The organism is Paenibacillus sp. MT86 (assembly GCF_058792535.1).
The window spans coordinates 2,084,493-2,102,461 of sequence record NZ_CM179499.1; the positions used below are offsets into that span (position 1 = coordinate 2,084,493).

The following is a 17,969-nucleotide window of genomic DNA, read 5'->3' on the forward strand; positions in this document are numbered from 1 at the left end:
TTTGAAGCGGGAGAGGAGATTATCGATGCGTATTTTGCATACCGGGGACTGGCATCTGGGGCGCACGCTCGAAGGCCGAAGCCGGCTTGCCGAGCAGGAGCGCTTTCTGGATGAACTGGTTAAGCTGGCGGACGATCAGCAGGCGGACCTGATCCTTATGGCGGGGGATGTTTATGATTCCGTGAATCCGCCTGCGTCAGCCGAGCAGCTGTTTTACGAAGCGGCCGCCAGACTTACGGAGGGAGGCCGCCCCATGGTGGTCATTGCAGGCAACCATGATCAGCCGGAACGGGTTGCATCCGTTACGCCGCTTGTTGCAGCCAGAGGCATCACGCTGATAGGGACACCTATCGCCGATGCGGTAACGGTTGCCACAGCCCGTACCGGAGAAACGGCCAAGATCGCAGCTCTGCCCTACCCGTCAGAGGCCAGGCTCAACGAGCTGTTATCGGTCGACGGGGATGAGGATCAGCTTCGCCGCGCCTACAGCGAGAGAGTCGGAAAACTGATGAGGATGATGGCAAGGGAATTTTCTCCGCAGACGGTCAATCTGGCGATGAGCCATATCTATGTCCTTGGCGGCGTCGAGAGCGATTCCGAGCGTCCGATTCAAGTCGGGGGAGCGTACACGGTTGATCCGTCGGCACTCGCTGTCGGCGCTGCCTATACGGCGCTGGGTCACCTGCATCGTTCCCAGGCTGTGAAAGGGGAGGGGATGATCCGCTATAGCGGATCTCCGCTGGCCTACAGCTTCTCGGAAGCGGGACAGGCGAAATCGGTGACCATGGTTGACGTATCGCCGGGAGGAAGTCCCGTGATTGAGGAGCTGTTTCTCAGCAGCGGCCGCCCGCTTGTCCGATGGAAGGCCAAAGGCGGCTTGGATGAAGTCTACCGCTGGCTGGATGAGGGGCGTGATCCCGAGGCTTTCATTGATCTGGAGGTATCCTTAACGGAGGCCATGGGGCTTGCCGATATTCAGCGGCTGCGCAAGAGCAGGGACGGCATCGTCCACATTCGTCCGGTATACCCGGAGATGGAAGCGTTGGAGCTGGAGAGCGAGCGCTCAAGGCTGCCGCTGCCGGACCTGTTCCGAAAGTTCTACCAACGGCAAACCGGGGGAGCTGAGCCTGAGGATCACCTGGTCGATTTGTTTCTGGAGCTGGTTGAGGAAGAGGAGTCTGAGTCTGACGGCACGGAGGTGAAGTCTTAGAATGAAGCCGATTTTGTTGAAGTTATCCGGACTGCAGAGCTACCGAAGCACGCAGGAGATTGATTTCGAAACGTTGTGCGAAACCGGGCTCTTCGGTATTTTCGGACCGACGGGCAGCGGGAAATCCACGCTGCTGGATGCGATTACCTTAGCCATGTACGGAAAAGTGGAGCGCGCGGTTAACGGAACCCAGGGCATCATGAACCACTCGGAGGACGGTCTGTCCGTCTCCTTTACGTTTGAGTTGTCTTCCGCGGCTGGGCTGGAGCGATACCGGGTAGAGCGCAGGTTCAAACGGGTAAACGAGCTTTCCATCAGCAATACGGTGAGCCGTTTCATTCGCGTTACCCCCGAAGGGGATCAGGTGGTGGCGGATAAATTGGCCGAGGTCACCCGCTGCGTCGAAGAGAAAATCGGGCTCAAAATGGACGATTTTACCCGTGCGGTCGTGCTTCCACAGGGAAAGTTCGCCGAATTCCTTTCCCTGAAGGGGAGCGAACGCCGGCAGATGCTGCAGCGGTTGTTCCATTTGGAACGGTACGGGGATCAGCTTGCGATCAAGCTCAGCCGCCGTGTTAAGGATACGGAGGGTTCTCTGAAATCGGTCGAAGCGGAACAGCAGGGTCTTGGAAGTGCAGGCAAGGAAGCTTTGGCGGAAGCAACTGCGGTGCTGGAACATGCCAAGAAACACGCGGCGTTATCCCGCAATCAACTCCAAGCCGCCATGGAAGCCCATGAAGCTATGGGAAAAATTCGCGAGCTGGATATGGAAAAGCGGCGGCTGCAGGGGAAGCTGGACGAGCTTGCCCAGCATGAGGAAGAGATGCAGCGGTTGGAACGCCGCCTTGAGCTGACAGGGGCTGCGGCCGCCGTTCTCCCCGCGCTTGAGGCATGGCGCGAATCCGGCAAGGCATGGGATCAGCGGCGGCGGACTGCCGAAGGGCTCCTGGCGCAAGCCGCGTCCGCCCAGCAGGCAGCCGAGCAGGCGGTGAAGGCGGATGAAGCCGCCCAAGCTGCGCTTCGGGCCGAGGAACCGAAGCTGGTGCTTCGGGAGCAGCAGCTGGAGCAGGCCGTTTTATTGCAGCGGGAACGTGATGCATTACGGGAAGAACTGGCCAAGCTGGATGCGCAGCGAACGAAAGCGCGCCAAGAGCGCGAAGGGGTAACCGCTCTGCTGCATAAGGAGCAGGAGCTGCTCGAACGAGGCCGCAGGCGGCAGGAGGAGCTGCAGAACAAGCTGAAAGGGCTGGAGACCCGCTCAGGGGAGCGCCAGGCGCTTCATTTGGCGATGCAGAAGGTTCAAGCGCTTGAGGCTGTCCGAAGGCAGAAGCACAAGTCCGAGCTCGAACTGAAATCGCAGGAGGGCAAGCTGAAGGAGCTCGAGGCCAGATTGGGTACCATGCAGAAGCAGGAGCAGGAGCTGCAGCGCGATTACATACAGCTCTCCATGCAGGCTGACGGCTTGCAGCGTGACGCAGCCGAAGCATCGGCATTTGCCGATCGGATCGCCGCCGCCGCAGTCGAGGTAAGCCAGGCGATGAGCCGATCGCTTCGGGACAGACAGCTTCATGCGCTGTCCCTTTCGCTGGCCGCCGAGCTCCGGCCAGGCGAGCCTTGTCCCGTGTGCGGAAGTCAGCATCATCCGCAACCGGCCGTTTCGGCAGGACAGCCTGAAGAGACTTTGGATGAGGGCATGGACCGGCTGACGCGGATCACGCATCAAATCCAGGAAGCCAGACTGACTCTGCGGGGGCAGCATAACGAAGCGGAGTCGCTGGCGAGTCAATCGCGTTCGCAGATCGGCACTTTCGCAGAAGGCGAATTGATTGACGCGATTTCCTTCAGGCAGAGCGGATCGATGGAAGCCGCGGTAACCGCCATGCCTGTCGCTGAAGGGCCGTACGACGCGGAAAAGCTTGCTTCGGATACAGCCTGGCTCATAGAAGCGGCTGATGCTCAAGCTGCTGCCATCGGACAATGCCGAGCGGAAGTTTCCAAGGTGCAGCAGAGTCTCCTGGCATGTCGGCAGGAGCTGATGAAACAGAGCGCCGCGCTGGAGAATGGGCAAGCGGCAGAGCACCAGATGCGGGATCAGTTAGCCGGGTTGGAAACCGAAGCTGCGGACATTTTGGCTTCCTGGCAGGAAAACAAGCCGGAATTTCCTTTGGAAGAGGCAGCTGCCCGTTTTCAGCTCATGCAAGAGAAGGACGCGGAATCCGAATCGATTAAGGAAGGGCTTGAGCGCAGCGTTCCATTCATCGAAGAGAAAAAGGAGGCCGTCCTCCGCTTGGAGCAGCAGCTGCTTGAGCTCGAAAAGCTGCAGATTCAATGGGATGCGCAGCGGGAAGGAAAGGCGGATGGCCTGAAGGATAAAGAAGAGCGGCTTCAGGCTTGGATCGGAGACCGGTCGGCTGAGGAAATGCTGGGCGAGTGCAGGTCCAGGATGAAGCTGCTTAAGGAGTCCGCGGAACAAGCCAGGAGCGAATGCAGGAAGGCAGAGGAGGCGGCTCGGCATGCAGCCAAGGAAGCGGCGCTTGCGGAACAGGCGGAAATAGCCGCGCAGGAGCAGCACGTGGCTGCCAAGCTTGCCTGGGAGAACCAGCTGGCCGCCTCTCCGTTCGCTACGGAGCATGCCGTCATGGAAGCCTGCTTGACCCCGGAAGAAAGCGAACGATGTGCCCAGCTCGTGAAAGCGCATCGGGACGGGCAGCGGGAATGGACCCTGAGGCTTCGCGACGTCGAGCTGAAGCTTGGCACCCGCCCGTTCCAAGAAGAGGACTGGGAACGGTGCACAGCCGAGCTTCAGGCGGCCCGTGCAACCGACGAGGAAGCGCTGCAGGCGAGAGCCCGGGCGGAGCGGGATTTGGAAGACTTGAACCAGCGTCACGTCCGGTTCATGGAATTGGAAGAGCGGCGCCTAAACCTCCAGCGAGAGAGCGAACGCTTGTCCAAATTGCAGTCCTGCTTGCGCGGCAACGCGTTTGTTGAATATATTGCGGAAGAACAGCTGATGCAGGTGAGCCAGTCGGCCTCCCAGCGTCTTCGCTATTTGACCAAGCAGCGCTACTCGCTTGAGGTGGATTCCGGCGGAGGTTTTGTCATTCGGGACGATGCCAACGGCGGCGTCCGGCGTCCGGTATCCACTTTATCCGGCGGCGAGACGTTCCTGACCTCATTGGCCTTGGCTTTGGCGCTCTCCGCCCAAATCCAGCTGCGCGGGCAATATCCGCTGCAATTCTTTTTCCTCGACGAAGGATTCGGCACGCTGGATCCGGAGCTGCTGGAGACGGTCATCACCGCGCTTGAGCGCCTCCATACCGATAAGCTAACCGTCGGCATCATCAGCCATGTGCCCGAGCTTCGGGCACGCCTGCCGCGCAAGCTGGTGGTACAGCCGGCGGAACAGGCGGGAGCGGGATCCCGGATTGCAATCGAATCGATGTAGCCGCAAAACATAAGGCGGTGTGATTTAAATCACGGAAACAGCAACAAGGCACTGTTATAGTACAGATAAGCCGACATATAGAGGAAGCACCGGGCTGGCGCTTGATCATGAGAGATTCCTTTCTTTTCCCTTGCTCTCGTGATGAAGCGCCTCCTTACTGGACAGCTGCGTTCCAGGGGTGCTTCTCTTTTTTTTTATATGGATCATCTTCCATTGATTGGACGCACTGCCCGTTTTCTTATATGATAAAAGCATGTACACGCATGAAAGGGGTAACCGCGAATGGATTGTGTTTTTTGTAAAATCGTAGAAGGTGAGCTTCCTTCCACGAAGATACTCGAGAATGATAAGGTGCTCGTATTTCAAAACATCAACCCGGAAGCGCCGGTTCATGTCTTGATCATTCCGAAGAAGCATATCGCTTCCATGAACGATATTGGGGATGAGGACCTGCTGCTGATTGGCGAGATGCACAAAGCGGCTAAAGAGGCCGCGGCCAAGCTGGGCATTGCGGAGAGCGGTTATCGGTTAATTAACAACTGTGGTCGCGATGGGGAACAAACGGTGTTCCACGTGCACTATCACCTGATGGGCGGCCGCCGCTTAGGCGCATTAACCGGCATTTCCCCGGCTCATACATAATTTCTTGCATAGGAAGAAATATATCAGCCTCGCAGCGCATGGCCGCCGCGGGGGTGTTTCCATTGCACGGACTATCGTAAATTAAACGCCCAAGGTTGACACCCTATTTCGGTTTGCCCTATAATGAAGTTTGATGAACCGTGTTAATGCTCTTGGACGGTCTGGTCGGAGGGAGGGAAAACTGGTGTCTGAAACTAAAGTTCGCAAAAACGAGACAATTGATGCTGCACTTCGTCGCTTCAAGCGTTCCATTGCTAAAGATGGCGTATTGGCTGAAGTGAAGAAACGCAAGCATTATGAAAAGCCAAGCGTAAAGCGCAAGAAAAAGTCCGAGGCTGCTCGTAAGAGAAAGTTTTAGGAGGATCTGAACTAGCATGAATCTTAGCGAACGATTGAACGAAGATATGAAGCAAGCGATGAAGAGTAAGGACAAGTTCAAACTCTCAACGATTCGAATGGTTCGTTCGACGATAAAAAATCTTGAAATAGATTTGAAACGAAGTTTGGATGACAACGAAGTGCTTGATATTTTTAGTCGTGAAATCAAACAGCGCAAAGATGCCCTCCAAGAATTTGAAAAAGCGGGACGCGACGATCTTGCCGCCGATGCAAAAGCAGAAATTGAGCTCCTTAGCGCCTACCTCCCGGAACAGCTTACTGAAGAAGAAATTAAAGTCATTGTACAGCAGACCATCCAGGAAACCGGTGCTTCTTCAAAAGCCGAGATGGGTAAAGTAATGAGCGCTCTCATGCCGAAAGTTAAAGGGCGTGCAGACGGAAAGCTTGTCAATCAAGTTGTTCAACAATTTCTGTAACAACATAAGTGAAACACCCCTTGTTTTCTCAAGGGGTGTTTTTTCTTTGTCGTGAAGGAGCAGGGCTTGGAGAAGCCGAGCGCCTTGATCGATGGTTTTTTCCATGGATGGGCATACTTTTTGAAACGAAATCGTTTCTGATTCGTAATAACTACCATATGGGTGCAAGTAGATACATATGCTTATGCAAGAGGCAGGCCGCTGAACTTGTTTTGTCGAAATGAAGGTAGAGGTGGCCGAATTAAGTCGAAAAGGAGGGGAAAAGATGAGTAGAAAGTTGTGGATGCGCAGATTCCTGACGTTAACGGCAGCGGTCGTGATGATGCTGATATCGATCGGAATGTATGCAGCACCGATGAAATCCGCGATGGCGGCTAACATCGGGTCGGTGTACGTCATTCCGGTGAAGCAGCCGATCGAACGCGGCTTAACCAGCTTTATGGAACGCGGATTTAAGGAAGCCAAAGAGATGGCGGCAGGACTGATCGTCCTGGAAATCGATACGCCGGGCGGTCTTGTCGACCAAGCGGGTGAAATTGCTACCTTGATGAAGGGCAGCGAGATTCCGATCGTGGCTTACATTACGGGCGATGCGGCATCGGCCGGCAGTTACATCGCACTCAATGCAGACAAGATTGCCATGTCCGAGGGCAGCATGATCGGCGCGGCTTATATGGTGGATGCCAGAGGCAATCGGATCGAAGATGCCAAGCTGGTTTCCTGGTGGAAGAGCAAGATGGCAGGAGCTGCCGAGGCGGGTGGTCGAAACAAAGAAATCGCGATGGGCATGGCAGATATCAATCTGAAGGTCGATATGCCTGAAATCGGATTGACGAAACAACCTGGCGAGGGTCTATCCTTGACGCATGATGAAGCGCTGAAGACAGGCTATGCGGACACGATTGCGAACAGCACCGAAGAGGTCATCACATGGATGGACTACTCCACGCAGGACGTATTTCGGATGGAGCCGACCTTCTCGGAGAAGCTGGCTACATTTCTTACGCATCCCGGGGTTATGACGCTGCTGTTGTTCATCGGTATCGCCGGCGTGATTATCGAAGTCATTGTTCCAGGCTTCGGCGTGCCGGGGATTCTTGGCGTGGTTGCATTCGTGCTCTATTTCTTCGGCAATCAGGTGGCCGGATTTGCCGGTTGGGAGACCTGGCTGCTGTTTGTGATCGGTATCGTGATGCTGGCGATGGAGCTGTTTGTGCCAAGCTTCGGGATACTGGGCATCATAGGCTCAGCCAGCTTGATTGCCGGCGTCGTCATGGCGGCCTATAGCACCTCTCATGTTGCTCTGTCCCTTGGGGTTGCGGCGGCATCGGCCCTGGTGGCCATCATTGTGGTTGCCCTCGTATTCAAGGAACGGGGAGTATGGCGCAAGTTCATACTCAGCGACAGCTTATCGAAGGAACAGGGGTATATTCCGAATGAAGACCGGGATGTACTGATCGGCCTGGTCGGAACTTCGATTACGCCGCTTAGGCCGGCTGGGACGATGGAACTTGAGGGACGGCGCCTTGATGTGGTTACCCTTGGCGGATTCATCGATTCCGGCCGACCGGTCCGCGTCATCAAGACGGACGGTACCCGAATTGTGGTAGAGGAAGAAAAAGGGTGAACCTCTGCGCGGAATTGTGTAGTATTAAAAGAGCCCGTGTTTAAACGTTCTACGTGATGAAGGCAAATATTCAATATTGGAGGGTAAACGAATATGGAATTGGATGGTTCTTTGGTACCGATTCTTCTAATCGGGGTTGTCGCGATTATCCTGCTTAGCGTGTTTTTCAGTTTCTTCCCGTTAATGCTCTGGATCTCGGCGCTCGCTTCCGGCGTGCGCATCGGGATTATTACATTGGTGGCTATGCGCCTGCGGCGCGTAACGCCAAGCCGGATCGTGAATCCGCTCATCAAGGCCACAAAGGCAGGACTTGGTCTTAATATCAACCAGCTGGAGAGTCACTATCTGGCCGGCGGTAACGTAGACCGGGTGGTCAACGCCTTGATTGCAGCCCAGCGCGCGAATATTCCGCTCGAGTTTGAAAGAGCTGCTGCGATCGACCTTGCCGGACGCGATGTACTGCAGGCGGTGCAAATGAGCGTTAACCCGCGCGTGATCGAAACGCCGGTTGTAGCAGCCGTAGCAAAAGACGGTATTGAAGTCAAAGTTAAAGCACGTGTAACGGTACGTGCCAATATTGACCGTTTGGTCGGGGGTGCTGGCGAAGAGACGATTATTGCTCGTGTCGGTGAAGGTATCGTAACGACGGTAGGTTCCAGTAATTCGCATAAAGATGTTCTTGAAAATCCGGACCTGATCTCAAGAACGGTTCTGTCCAAGGGACTCGACGCAGGAACAGCGTTTGAGATTCTGTCTATTGATATCGCGGACGTGGATGTAGGCAAAAACATCGGTGCTTACCTGCAGACCGAACAGGCCGAAGCCGACAAGCGCATTGCTCAAGCGAAGGCGGAAGAACGCCGTGCCATGGCGGTAGCGCAAGAGCAGGAGATGAAGGCTCGCGTCGTAGAGATGAGAGCACGCGTCGTGGAATCGGAATCTCAAGTTCCGCTCGCGATGGCAGAAGCGCTTCGCAGCGGCCAGCTGGGCGTGATGGATTATATGAACCTGAAGAATATCGAAGCCGATACGCAAATGAGAGGTTCCTTCGGTAAGATGGGTGAGAATAATGACAACTCCGGAGACAACAAAACCAAGTAACCACGATGAGGTGAGCCTATAGTGAGCTGGTTAATCGAAAATTTTTACATTGTAGCTGTTATAGGCTTCTTCATTATCTCCGCCCTCGGAAGAAGGGGAAAGAACCCCGAGGAGGGGAAAAACCCTCGTATGCCATCCTTCGGCGGCGAAGGGGACCGTCCTGCAAGACCGGGGCAGCAGCGGTCACAGCGGCCTGAAGCAAGACGGGTACAGACGGCTCCACAAGTCTCCCGTCCGCCTGTTCAGGAAAGCACCCGGATCGAGCGGTTGGATGAAGAAGAAACGGATACCGGGAACGGATACTCTCTTGAACATCAAGAGATTGATCGAGCGAGACGTGAGGAAGAGATGAGGTTCCACCCTGACAGCATAGATCATAGAATCGAGATGATGGAGAAGGACTTAACCCGGATTCACTCTAATTTGAATCGGATGACCATCGCATTACCTGAAACTGTTGTCGAAAGCCAAGATGAAAATCGTGAACAGACTAGGAGCAGTCGATCGAATCTTGCAGAACAGGCTCGAAACGGCATTGTTTGGGCCGAAATTTTGGGACCCCCGCGTGCCAAACGCTCCATGAACTCTCGTCGGTAATCTTTGGACGCTTTTGAGGGTTTTCAGAAACTAAGATTGGGTGAGTTTTACGAAATTAGCTGCAGTTAATAGATTCAAAGAAGCGGGAGACCGCCTCGTCAGATTTTTGACGGGGCGGTCTTTTTACTTTTCATCTCATAAAACGGCTGCCTGGGGCATAAGGTGTACAGTACAGGAAGGGGGAAAGTCTCCATATGTCCCGCATCAGCCGCAAGCTGCAGAAATGGACTCAAGAAATGCTTGATTTGCCACAGGACCTGTTATTTGATTTACCGCGGTTGACCCTGATTGGCAATAAAGAGCTGCATATCGAAAACCATCGCGGAGTCCGGCATTTTTCCGAGGAACGACTTGTGTTGTCATTAACGCAGGGTTCTTTGGAGATTTCCGGGACCGGGCTTGCGATTCAGGCCATTCAAAGCCACGAAGTGACCATCATTGGCACCATTCATAATATTCAATACATAGGATTGGGGGAGAAACCGTGAAGATTCCGACGATGATCCATCTTCGAGGGTATTTGAAGCTCGCCGTTCGCGGTGAGCATGTGGAAGCATTCATCAATTCATTGGCGGAGGCCGGGACCCCGGTTTGGGACGTAACACCGACAGGGGCGCATTCAGCAGAGTTTAAGCTGCTGCTGAAAGATTTCAAAGGGCTACGTCCGCTGTTAAAACGGACAGGCTGCCGTACGCGCATCAAGGAGCGTTTTGGATATCCTTTTCAAGCACGACGTCTGTTGAAACGAAAAGCTTTTGTTATCGGCGTCGTCGCGTTTTTTATGATTCTGCTGACGCTTTCGTCCATGGTATGGAACGTGGAAGTCGAGGGGAATGAGACGATCGCGTCGGAAGATGTGCTGGATGCGGCCAAACAGGAGGGAATTTATCCGTTTCAATGGATATTTAAGCTGCAATCGATGGACAAGCTGTCGGGCAATATGACCGTCCGTCTTCCGGGGACCTCTTGGGTAGGGGTGGAACGCAACGGGACGCGCATACGCATTCAGATCGTCGAGGCAGCCGTGCCGGAGAAACCGCCTCTCCAGAGCCCAAGGCATCTGATCAGTACCCAGGACGCGGTAATTACTCAAATGTACGCAGAGAAGGGGGTTCCTAAAGTAGGGATCAACAGCCGGGTGAAGAAGGGCGACATTCTGATCTCCGGGATTCTTGGGGATGAGGAGAATTCGGAGAGAGTCGTAGCCAAGGGTGAAGTGAGGGGCCTGGTATGGCATGAATACGATATCGAAATTCCGTTGGTAAAAACGCATAAGGTCTATACGGGCGAAGGAAAGAAGCGCTCCTATATCGTGTTCGGGGATCGTGCCGTTCAGTTGTGGGGCTACGGGGAAATCCCGTATTCGCAGCAGGAGACCCTGACCTTCTATGATCCGCTGACTTGGAGGACGCGCGTGCTGCCGCTCGGCTGGATGACGGAAAAAATCATGGAGGTCACCGAGGTCCAGCGGACCATTACCGAGGATGAAGCCAAAAAAGAGGGAATCGAGGGGGCACGCCGGGATATTTTGGCGAAATATGGGACCGATTCAAGATTCGTAAGCCAAAAAATTTTGCATGATAAGAAAGAGAATGGTAAAGTTTATATGAAAGTGCTTTTTGAGGTGGAAGAGACCATCGCGAAAGAACTTCCCATAGTATACGATCAAGGAGAATGAGGCTATTTGTCACAGCAAACGACCAGCATTCAAATTTTACTTCAAAGCGCGTCAGAAGGTCTGTCCTTATTCGGACCACAAGATACATTTCTAAAATTAATCGAAAAAGAGATTCCTGCGACGATCGATTCACGGGAAGCCGTCATCACGATTCGCGGACAACATCGAAATGTGGAGAGTCTTCAGCAACTGTTTGAAGTGCTGCTCCAGCTTGTGCGCAACGGCTACATTTTGACCGAGCGTGATATTCTTTATGCTGTAGAACTTGCCAAGGATCTGAGAGCCGATCAGCTGCTGGATCTGTACAAGGGCGAGATTACGACAACTTTCAAAGGTAAGCCTATTCGAGTAAAAACCATCGGTCAGAAGCACTATGTGACCACCATCAAGAAGCGGGACATCGTATTCGGCATCGGTCCTGCCGGAACAGGGAAGACCTATTTGGCCGTCGTTCTGGCTGTAGCCGCGCTGAAGGAAGGATCCGTCAAAAGGATCATTCTGACAAGGCCCGCGGTGGAGGCCGGAGAGAGCCTGGGCTTCCTGCCTGGAGACCTGCAAGAGAAGGTTGACCCTTATCTGAGACCTTTGTATGATGCCTTATACGACGTTATGGGCCCGGATCAAACGGCCAAGGCGTTGGAGCGCGGGTTGATCGAAATCGCGCCGCTCGCGTACATGCGCGGACGGACGCTGGACGACTCGTTTATTATTTTGGATGAAGCACAGAATACCACGCCGGAACAGATGAAGATGTTTCTGACACGGCTCGGATTCGGTTCGAAGATGGTCATTACAGGGGACGTGACCCAGATTGACCTGCCGCGGGGGAAAAAATCAGGACTTATCGAAGCTAAAACGATATTAAGCGGAATTGAGGAAGTCGGATTCGTCTATTTCGCCGAACAGGATGTTGTACGTCATTCCTTAGTACAAAAAATCATCGTCGCTTATGATAAAGCAGCAGAAAACCAAGATTAAAGGGGATTGTCGCAATGGCCTCCAAAGAACCATCGACGGACAAGTCCATATGGAGTAAAAACAGCGGATGGAAATATAGCGTGGCAACACGCTATATTCTGTTTCTGCTGCTTGCTTTGCTCTTTTATATCAGTCTAGCATCCAAGCTTTTGCCGGAACGCTATGACATCCAGGTCAATACGAAAAGCGAAAAGAATATCGTGGCGCCCGTTCAAATCGAGGACAGCAAGGCGACGCTGAAGGCACAGGAGGCGGCGGCGGAGAACGTCCAGCCGATTTACCCTCTCGTCCCGCTGCGGAACGATGTTCTGGTTACGCAGATCCTTGACCGTATTGAACGTTTGAACCAGGACGTGGATATCAGCTCCGCCGAAAAGGTGGAAATTTATCGCAAAGAAATTCCGCGGATGGCCAGAGAATTCGTGCAAAATTTCGTGTCGGCCAACAGCACGAATGAAGCCTACTCCAAAGAGCTGCTTCAGGAAATGCAGCGGGTCATCGAAGAACAGACCTATCGGATTCCCGAGGAAACGTTCATTAAGATACCGCGGTTGAATTCGGAAGATATTATCCAGATGAAGCCCGTAGCCCGCGAGATCGTCTCCAGGCTGATGCTGAACGAGATCGTGGATGCCGACACGGCCCGCACCCGCGTGGCGGAACGAGTGAACACCAGCTCGTTGAATGATCGGACCGCCAGGGAAGTCGTTCAGGAACTGGCGAGTTTAACGATTACGGCCAACAAGTTCTATGACGAGGTTGCCACGAAGAATGCGAAGGTTGAAGCTCGCGAGAACACCCCGCCCGTCTTTATCAAACAAGGGGACATCCTTGTGGCAAAGGGCCAGCTCATCACGCCGGAGCTGTACGAGCTGCTCGGCAAGAACGGGCTGCTGAAGGACGACATCAACTATTGGCCGGAGCTTGGCGTTTTGCTCCTGTCCGTTTTGCTGTCCCTCGGCATACTGATGTTCATCCGTCAGTCGGAGCCGGGCAAATTCAAATACAACAACTCGCAGCTGCTGATGCTGGTCCTGGTGTACGTCATCACGCTGATCACCATGCATTTGACCGCATTTCTGCAAAGCGATTCCCAGATGTACGTGGGGTATTTGGCGCCTGTCGCGATCGGCGCGATTCTGGTTACCCTGCTGCTGGAAACCTCGCTTGCCTATTTCAGCGTCATTATCTTCAGCATCATGGCAAGCGTCATATTGAACGTTCAAGGGGAACTGTTCGACTTCAAGTTCGGGTTATTCGCGGCCGTGACTTCCTGCGTGGCGATCTTCTCGATTCACCGCGCGAGCCAGCGGTCGACGATGCTGAAGGGCGGCATCATGGCTTCTCTCTTCGGCGCCTTGATCGTGTTCATTATGCTGCTGCTCAATAACGACACGTGGACTACAACGGAAACGCTGTATTCGATCGGTTTTGCCATCGCGGGCGGACTGTTAACGGCGATCCTGGTTATCGGGCTCATGCCGTTCTTTGAAGTCACCTTCGGCATTCTCTCGGCGCTGAAGCTCGTTGAATTGTCGAATCCGAACCATCCGCTGCTCCGTAAATTGCTGACGGAGACGCCGGGGACATACCATCACAGCGTCATGGTCGGTAACTTATCCGAAGCTGCTGCGGAAGCGATTGGCGCCAACGGACTGCTGTGCCGCGTCGGTTCATATTATCACGATATCGGAAAAACCAAGCGCCCGATCTATTTCATCGAGAACCAGAACAATATGGAGAATCCGCATGATTCCATAGAACCGAAGCTGAGCAAATCCATTATCGTAGCGCATGCAAGGGATGGCGTGGAGATGCTCAAGGAGTACAAGCTGCCCAAACCGATAAGGGATATTGCGGAGCAGCATCATGGCACCACGTTTTTACACTATTTCTATCATAAGGCGGTTCGCCAGGCGGAAGAGCAGGGCGTCGAGCCGGATTTCACGGAGGATGATTTCCGCTATCCGGGACCGAAGGCCCAATCCAAGGAGTCCGCGATTGTCGGCATCGCCGACAGCGTGGAAGCGGCGGTCCGATCATTGCGTAAGCCAACGGTCGAACAGGTCGAATCGATGATCGAGAAGATTATCAAGGGGCGTCTGGATGACCATCAGTTTAATGATTGCGATTTAACGATGAAGGAACTGGACATCATCGCCAAGACGTTAAAGGAGACGGTAATGGGGATTTTCCATTCGCGGATCGAATATCCGGAGGATGTGAAGCGTCCCAAGCTGTCCGGGCCGAACGGCGAAGCGTCGACTGCTTCGGAGACGTCCGCAACGAGTGAGGAACAGAGAAGGAGCGTATAAAGAATGAGCCTGCAGCTGGCATGGAATAATGAACAAGAGGATTTTCAGATTAGCGAGGAATTGATCGCCCTGCTTGAAGCGATTCTGCAGAAGGCCGGAGAGGCTGAAGGCGTAACCGATGGCGAGGTTGATCTGACCTTTGTCGATGATGAAGGGATCCATGAATTGAACCGGGAGTACCGGGGAATCGATCGTCCGACCGACGTGCTCTCCTTTGCAATGAATGAAATAACGAACGATGAGCTCGAGATCATTTATGAGCTGGAAGAGGGAGAAGAGCTTGAGAGCGTGCCGGATGTACTGGGCGATATCATTATTTCGGTCCCTCGGGCGAAGCTGCAAAGCGAAGAATACGGTCACTCCCTGGAGCGTGAGCTGGGGTTTCTGTTTGTTCACGGATTTCTTCACTTGCTCGGATATGACCATCAGGATGAGGCAAGCGAAGCCGAAATGATGGGCAAACAGGAAGCCGTACTTGCCGAAGTAGGATTGACAAGATAGTGAAGCCGCACAGACAATCGTTATACAGGGCTTTTAGGTGCGCTATAAAAGGCATCTTGACGGCTGTACAAACGGAACGCAATATGAAAATCCACATTGCTGCTGCCTTGATCGTGTTCATCGCAGCAGCTTTGCTGCAATTGGATCGAATCCGCTGGTTATTTTTGCTATTGGCGGTTTCCCTTGTATTCATCGCGGAGCTGGTGAATACTGCGGTGGAGGCCATCATCGATTTGATCTCGCCAGACGAACATGAGCTAGCCCGGGTGGCTAAGGATACGGCAGCCGGTGCAGCATTCGTTGCAGCGGCGTTTGCCGTCGTGATCGGCATTCTGGTCTTCTATGAACCGGTATGGGAATGGATACAATCTTTAACAAGCTGAACGATATAGGAGGAACTAGATATGGATGCAGGTTTGTTGATGCAAGAAGCGATTAAGGCGCGCACGCGGGCGTACATACCTTATTCGAAATTCGGCGTGGGAGCGGCCCTGCTGGATTCGCGCGGACAGGTGCATTTGGGCTGCAACGTGGAGAATGCCGCGTACGGACCGACCAATTGCGCGGAGCGCACGGCATTGTTCCGGGCGATTGCCGACGGTCATGAAGCGGGGAGCTTCCAAGCGATTGCCATCGTTGCGGATACGGACGGCCCGTGCACGCCGTGCGGGGTATGCCGGCAAGTGCTGGTGGAGCTGTGCAAGCCGGATATGAAGGTCATTATGGGCAACATGAAGGGCGACATCAAGGAGACGACCGTCAGCGAACTGCTGCCGGGGGCGTTCGGTCCATGGGATTTAAACAAGCAGTAAGACTGCAAATCATATGGTATGGAATCATGTATTATAACACAACACGTAGATACGGAACCGTAACGGAGGCATGGTATGCAAAAAAAACAATTTAAATCCGGTTTTGTGGCAATTATCGGTAGACCGAACGTAGGCAAATCAACGCTAATGAACCAAGTGATCGGCCAGAAAATCGCCATCATGTCGGACAAGCCGCAAACGACAAGAAACAAAATCCATGGCGTGTATACGACCCCGGATTCCCAAGTGGTCTTTCTGGATACGCCGGGCATCCATAAGCGTCAGTCCAAGCTCGGAGATTATATGAACCAGACCGCTTTGAGCACATTGGGTGAGGTTGAAGCGGCTTTGTTCCTGGTTGACGCGTCCGAGGGCATCGGCGGGGGAGACCGGTATATCGCCGAGCAGCTGCAGAAGATCAAGACGCCGATCATCCTGGTGATGAACAAAATCGACAAGATTGAGCCGCCCGCTCTGCTGCCTCTGATCGAGCAATATCGGAAGCTGCATGATTTTGCAGAGATCGTCCCGATTTCCGCAAAGCTCGGCAGCAATGTAAATACGCTGCTCGAGCAGATCCAGAAGTATTTGCCGCCAGGCCCGCAGTACTATCCTGAGGACCAAGTGACGGATCATCCGGAGCAATTCGTATGCGCCGAGCTGATTCGCGAGAAAATTTTGCACATGACCAGGGAGGAAGTGCCCCATTCCATCGCAGTCACCATCGAGGATATGCGGGTCGAAGAGAACGGAACTGTCTATATTTCCGCCGTTATTTTCGTAGAGCGCGATTCCCAGAAGGGCATCATTATCGGCAAGCAGGGGGCGCTGCTTAAAGAAGTCGGCAGACAGGCCCGCCAGGATATTCAAAGGCTGCTGGGGTCCAAGATTTTCTTGGAGCTCTGGGTTAAAGTAAAAAAAGATTGGCGCAATCAAGAACGCGTTCTTCGCGATCTCGGATTTCACCGCGGGGAATAATGAAGCCGGTGCAGATTCGAGGAAAATCATACGCGGCAGCCGCCTGCCAACAATTGCATTTCATAAATCTGCTCTAGAGGCACATCCTAATTTTCGTAGATGATGCAGACGTCATTTCCGAAGAGAGGATGAATACGAATGCGAGATTTTTCGTGGAAGTATTTTGCGATGACTGGAGATGTCGATGCGTATTTGCTGTATAAGGAAGCCGAGGGTGAATCGGTCCTTGCAGCTGCATCCGTTGAAGATGAGGCGGCCCCGCATGAAGAAGACGAGTAATCATTGGTTGTTCCAGGAATGGTTGGGGGAAAGCGCATGCTATATCGGGCGGAAGGGATTGTCATCCGCAGCATGGACTACGGTGAAGGGAACAAAATCATTACACTTTGCACCAAAGAATCGGGCAAGGTAGGCGTGCTGGTCAGAGGAGCAAAGAAGGTGAAAAGCCGTCATGCTGCTCTGACGCAGCTGTTTACTTATGGAGAATATGTGTTCTTCCGGAATGGTACCGGGCTTGGCAACTTGAACGCCGGCGAGATTATGGAATCTCACCACGGGCTCAGGGAGGACCTTGTAAAAGCCGCCTATGCTTCTTATGCCTGCGAGCTCTTGGATCGGGTGCTGCAGGATGAGGAGACGGGCGCTTTTTGGTTTCATCAGCTCAAGGCCTGCCTGGAAGCCCTTCAGGAGGATAAGGATCCCCAAATTATCATCAATCTGTATGAGATGAAAATTTTGCAGGCGGCAGGGTACGGGCCGGAGCTGGATGTTTGCATTTCATGCAATCAATCCAGAAAAGACGAAGATATGCTGGTGAGCCCCCGCCTTGGCGGCGTGCTGTGCCGTTACTGCAAACATCTGGATCCGCCGGCGATGGCCATCTCAACCAGAACGTTGAAGCTGCTGCGCCTGTTTGGACGCCTGGACCTGAGGCGGCTGGGCAATGTAGACGTAAAGGACGAAACGAAGGCCGAGCTCAAAAAAGTTATGCGAGCGTTGATGGATATGCAGCTGGGGCTGCGTTTGAAATCGCAAAACTTTTTGGATCAAATGGACAAGTACAACATTTGACGTAAGGTATGGAATGAGGTATTATATTTATCAGTTTATTAGTTTTTTGAATACTGACATGCATTGAACGGGAAAGTAGTGAATAATCGATCCAATGATAGCGAGCCGGGGGCGGTGGAAGCCTGGCGGGAGATATTCATGAACAGGGCACCCGGGAGCATGGTGAAACGATAAAGTGGGTTTTGCTTATCGCTGGAGA

At 53.4% G+C, this 17,969-nt stretch carries 18 protein-coding genes; all 18 read left to right on the forward strand.

The features are described 5' to 3' along the window. The first annotated feature begins 25 nt into the window (after positions 1-25). The 18 genes from AC3RCL_RS08955 to recO all read left to right on the forward strand — a co-directional run bounded on the left by AC3RCL_RS08955 (position 26) and on the right by recO (position 17,770). Positions 26-1,210: an exonuclease SbcCD subunit D gene (locus tag AC3RCL_RS08955; protein ID WP_251493627.1), complete on the forward strand. Its 1,185-nt coding sequence runs from the start codon at positions 26-28 to the stop codon at positions 1,208-1,210. A 1-nt stretch (position 1,211) separates the two neighbouring features. After that, complete coding sequence (locus tag AC3RCL_RS08960; protein WP_492535220.1) at positions 1,212-4,655, forward strand: AAA family ATPase; 3,444 nt, start codon at positions 1,212-1,214, stop codon at positions 4,653-4,655. A gap of 282 nt (positions 4,656-4,937) precedes the next feature. Then, positions 4,938-5,297: a histidine triad nucleotide-binding protein gene (locus AC3RCL_RS08965; protein ID WP_015734194.1), complete on the forward strand. Its 360-nt coding sequence runs from the start codon at positions 4,938-4,940 to the stop codon at positions 5,295-5,297. A 184-nt stretch (positions 5,298-5,481) separates the two neighbouring features. Then, positions 5,482-5,655, forward strand: a complete 174-nt coding sequence (gene rpsU, locus AC3RCL_RS08970) for a 30S ribosomal protein S21 (RefSeq protein ID WP_005547957.1) — start codon at positions 5,482-5,484, stop codon at positions 5,653-5,655. Between the two features lie 16 nt (positions 5,656-5,671). Further along, entirely contained in the window at positions 5,672-6,112 is a 441-nt protein-coding gene (locus AC3RCL_RS08975; protein ID WP_006209020.1) for a GatB/YqeY domain-containing protein, read from the forward strand. Between the two features lie 265 nt (positions 6,113-6,377). Beyond that, the gene (locus AC3RCL_RS08980) at positions 6,378-7,739 is read left to right on the forward strand and encodes an NfeD family protein (protein WP_015734195.1); all 1,362 of its coding nucleotides are present in this window, start codon (positions 6,378-6,380) and stop codon (positions 7,737-7,739) included. A gap of 93 nt (positions 7,740-7,832) precedes the next feature. Beyond that, entirely contained in the window at positions 7,833-8,840 is a 1,008-nt protein-coding gene (floA, locus tag AC3RCL_RS08985) for a flotillin-like protein FloA (RefSeq protein ID WP_009590804.1), read from the forward strand. Between the two features lie 21 nt (positions 8,841-8,861). Next, positions 8,862-9,437 (forward strand): YqfB family membrane protein, encoded by a 576-nt coding sequence (locus AC3RCL_RS08990; RefSeq protein ID WP_492535221.1) that lies wholly within the window; start codon positions 8,862-8,864, stop codon positions 9,435-9,437. Between the two features lie 194 nt (positions 9,438-9,631). Continuing rightward, the gene (gene yqfC, locus AC3RCL_RS08995) at positions 9,632-9,925 is read left to right on the forward strand and encodes a sporulation protein YqfC (protein WP_009590797.1); all 294 of its coding nucleotides are present in this window, start codon (positions 9,632-9,634) and stop codon (positions 9,923-9,925) included. Continuing rightward, positions 9,922-11,115, forward strand: coding sequence for a sporulation protein YqfD (gene yqfD, locus AC3RCL_RS09000; RefSeq protein WP_492535222.1), 1,194 nt, complete (start codon positions 9,922-9,924; stop codon positions 11,113-11,115). Before yqfC ends, yqfD begins: the two co-directional genes overlap by 4 nt. 6 nt (positions 11,116-11,121) lie before the next feature. Beyond that, positions 11,122-12,093, forward strand: coding sequence for a PhoH family protein (locus AC3RCL_RS09005; protein ID WP_009590792.1), 972 nt, complete (start codon positions 11,122-11,124; stop codon positions 12,091-12,093). 14 nt (positions 12,094-12,107) lie between these two features. Continuing rightward, positions 12,108-14,408 (forward strand): HD family phosphohydrolase, encoded by a 2,301-nt coding sequence (locus tag AC3RCL_RS09010; protein ID WP_492535223.1) that lies wholly within the window; start codon positions 12,108-12,110, stop codon positions 14,406-14,408. 3 nt (positions 14,409-14,411) lie between these two features. Next, a complete protein-coding gene (gene ybeY / locus AC3RCL_RS09015; protein WP_009590805.1) occupies positions 14,412-14,909 on the forward strand; it encodes an rRNA maturation RNase YbeY in 498 nt (165 codons plus the stop codon). Further along, positions 14,909-15,292 (forward strand): diacylglycerol kinase family protein, encoded by a 384-nt coding sequence (locus tag AC3RCL_RS09020; RefSeq protein WP_492535224.1) that lies wholly within the window; start codon positions 14,909-14,911, stop codon positions 15,290-15,292. Before ybeY ends, AC3RCL_RS09020 begins: the two co-directional genes overlap by 1 nt. A gap of 21 nt (positions 15,293-15,313) precedes the next feature. Beyond that, the gene (cdd, locus tag AC3RCL_RS09025) at positions 15,314-15,721 is read left to right on the forward strand and encodes a cytidine deaminase (protein ID WP_009590810.1); all 408 of its coding nucleotides are present in this window, start codon (positions 15,314-15,316) and stop codon (positions 15,719-15,721) included. 75 nt (positions 15,722-15,796) lie between these two features. Further along, positions 15,797-16,699 carry a GTPase Era gene (gene era, locus AC3RCL_RS09030; RefSeq protein ID WP_015734202.1) on the forward strand — a complete coding sequence of 301 codons (903 nt, stop codon included), beginning with the start codon at positions 15,797-15,799 and terminating at the stop codon, positions 16,697-16,699. 138 nt (positions 16,700-16,837) lie between these two features. Next, positions 16,838-16,978, forward strand: a complete 141-nt coding sequence (locus AC3RCL_RS09035; RefSeq protein WP_090911830.1) for a YqzL family protein — start codon at positions 16,838-16,840, stop codon at positions 16,976-16,978. Positions 16,979-17,014: 36 nt separating this feature from the next. Continuing rightward, positions 17,015-17,770: a DNA repair protein RecO gene (gene recO / locus AC3RCL_RS09040; RefSeq protein ID WP_015734203.1), complete on the forward strand. Its 756-nt coding sequence runs from the start codon at positions 17,015-17,017 to the stop codon at positions 17,768-17,770. The last annotated feature ends 199 nt before the right edge of the window (positions 17,771-17,969 follow it).

Excerpts from the sequence above, each read along its gene's own strand:
- AC3RCL_RS08960 (WP_492535220.1), top strand. The coding sequence starts at position 1,212 with ATGAAGCCGATTTTGTTGAAGTTATCCGGACTGCAGAGCTACCGAAGC.
- AC3RCL_RS09035 (WP_090911830.1), top strand. The coding sequence starts at position 16,838 with ATGCGAGATTTTTCGTGGAAGTATTTTGCGATGACTGGAGATGTCGAT.
- AC3RCL_RS08975 (WP_006209020.1), top strand. The coding sequence starts at position 5,672 with ATGAATCTTAGCGAACGATTGAACGAAGATATGAAGCAAGCGATGAAG.
- floA (WP_009590804.1), top strand. The coding sequence starts at position 7,833 with ATGGAATTGGATGGTTCTTTGGTACCGATTCTTCTAATCGGGGTTGTC.
- AC3RCL_RS08955 (WP_251493627.1), top strand. The coding sequence starts at position 26 with ATGCGTATTTTGCATACCGGGGACTGGCATCTGGGGCGCACGCTCGAA.
- AC3RCL_RS08965 (WP_015734194.1), top strand. The coding sequence starts at position 4,938 with ATGGATTGTGTTTTTTGTAAAATCGTAGAAGGTGAGCTTCCTTCCACG.
- era (WP_015734202.1), top strand. The coding sequence starts at position 15,797 with ATGCAAAAAAAACAATTTAAATCCGGTTTTGTGGCAATTATCGGTAGA.
- recO (WP_015734203.1), top strand. The coding sequence starts at position 17,015 with ATGCTATATCGGGCGGAAGGGATTGTCATCCGCAGCATGGACTACGGT.
- ybeY (WP_009590805.1), top strand. The coding sequence starts at position 14,412 with ATGAGCCTGCAGCTGGCATGGAATAATGAACAAGAGGATTTTCAGATT.
- yqfC (WP_009590797.1), top strand. The coding sequence starts at position 9,632 with ATGTCCCGCATCAGCCGCAAGCTGCAGAAATGGACTCAAGAAATGCTT.
- AC3RCL_RS09010 (WP_492535223.1), top strand. The coding sequence starts at position 12,108 with ATGGCCTCCAAAGAACCATCGACGGACAAGTCCATATGGAGTAAAAAC.
- AC3RCL_RS08980 (WP_015734195.1), top strand. The coding sequence starts at position 6,378 with ATGAGTAGAAAGTTGTGGATGCGCAGATTCCTGACGTTAACGGCAGCG.
- cdd (WP_009590810.1), top strand. The coding sequence starts at position 15,314 with ATGGATGCAGGTTTGTTGATGCAAGAAGCGATTAAGGCGCGCACGCGG.